This window comes from Pseudoalteromonas sp. SG43-3 (assembly GCF_014164385.1).
Classification (GTDB): domain Bacteria; phylum Pseudomonadota; class Gammaproteobacteria; order Enterobacterales; family Alteromonadaceae; genus Pseudoalteromonas; species Pseudoalteromonas distincta.
This window is the reverse complement of record NZ_JACJFC010000057.1, coordinates 1-1,460: the sequence shown is the minus strand read 5'-3', so window position 1 is coordinate 1,460 and position 1,460 is coordinate 1. Positions and strand designations below refer to the sequence as shown.

Sequence of the window (1,460 nt, the reverse complement as noted above, 5' to 3'; positions counted from 1 at the left end):
CTAAATACGCCTAAATTTTATAGAAAATTAAGAAAGGTCAAATGTTAATGACCTAAATATCACATATAAATTTATAGGAAAGTATACATGGCACTTAATACCTGTGTGCATCGCAAGATAGCAATATTGAGGTGTGTAACACCTCGGCTTAAATATATCGCGTTTCTCGCGTTGTCACTTTTTACATTTAATGTCTATGCCTTTGAAAAGCAGTTAAACCTTCAAGAGGCAATTCAGCGGACGCTTAAACAAAATCCAGAACTTAAAATATTTGATTTCAAGCAAACGGCATTAATAGGACGAGAACAAACAGCCAGTTTAAATCCCGCATATGAACTAGAAATTGAAGCTGAGAACTTTGCAGGCTCAGGTGAATTTAATGCATTTGACAGTGCTGAATTAACCATCGCTCTATCTTCGGTTATTGAAATGGGAGATAAACGCTCAGCGCGAATTGGGCTTGTTTCACACTCAAGAGCACTACTCACTGCTGAAAAAGAGGTAGCAGCACTAAACTTGATGGCTCAAGTCACTGAAAAGTACGTGGAAGTACTTGCAGCCCAACAAAGAGTAATATTGGCAGAAAATGCACTGAGTCTAGCTAAAGAAACGTTAGAGATTGTATCTCAACGTAACCGCGCAGGTGCTACTCCTGAGGCGGAAGTGAAACGATCAAAAGCAGTTATTGCTCAGGCTAACCTCACCGTTCAATCGGAACAAAAGCGCTTGGAATATTTAAAACTTTCTTTAGCAGCCTACTGGGGAGAAAACTCTGTAACCTTCTCTGAAGTACAAGGTGATCTTTTTCAGTTTGGTAGCGACAGTGACTTTAACAGCCTTTTTGCAAAGTTAGAAAAAAACCCTGCTATTCAAGTTTATGCAAGTGAACAGCGATTAAAAGAAGCAGAAATACGTTTAGCGAAAACAGAGGTCACTGCCAATATAAAATGGTCTGTCGGTGTTAGACGCTCTCAAGAAGCTAATGATACGGCACTGGTTGCTGGCTTTAGCTTACCTTTGTTTGCTGAAAAGCGAAATTCTGGCGCAATCGCTAGTGCGCTAGCACAGCGTGACCAAGTTACCATAGAAAAAGAGGCGACTAAGTTAAGATTTAGAAATCACTTACTGCGAGCATACTCCAATAGAAAACAAGCCATACTAACGGCAAATTCATTAAAGCAGTCAGTTATTCCAATGCTTGAAGATGCACTGGAAGATACTCAAGACGCCTATCAAAAAGGTAGATATGGCTACCTTGATTATGTATCGGCTAGACAAGAGTTGTTAAATGCTCGGCGAACTCTTATTGACGCGGCATCTGCTGCCCTGATTTACGGCGCAGAGATAGAAAAACTAACAAACGAAGCGCTGTCACTCTAAATAAACATCACTTTAAGTTTAATAACAATTTATTGATTCAGTGATTAACTGAATCGTTTAGGAATTCAAAATGAAAAACT

1 protein-coding gene is annotated in these 1,460 nt (G+C 39.3%); it reads left to right on the top strand.

The window, feature by feature from the left end; genetic code table 11:
* Positions 1–87 precede the first annotated feature (87 nt).
* Complete coding sequence (locus H5157_RS20530) at positions 88–1,380, top strand: TolC family protein (RefSeq protein ID WP_182725406.1); 1,293 nt, start codon at positions 88–90, stop codon at positions 1,378–1,380.
* The last annotated feature ends 80 nt before the right edge of the window (positions 1,381–1,460 follow it).

Bases quoted from the DNA above. Each gene is read 5' to 3' on its own strand.
- H5157_RS20530 (WP_182725406.1), top strand. From the start codon at position 88: ATGGCACTTAATACCTGTGTGCATCGCAAGATAGCAATATTGAGGTGT.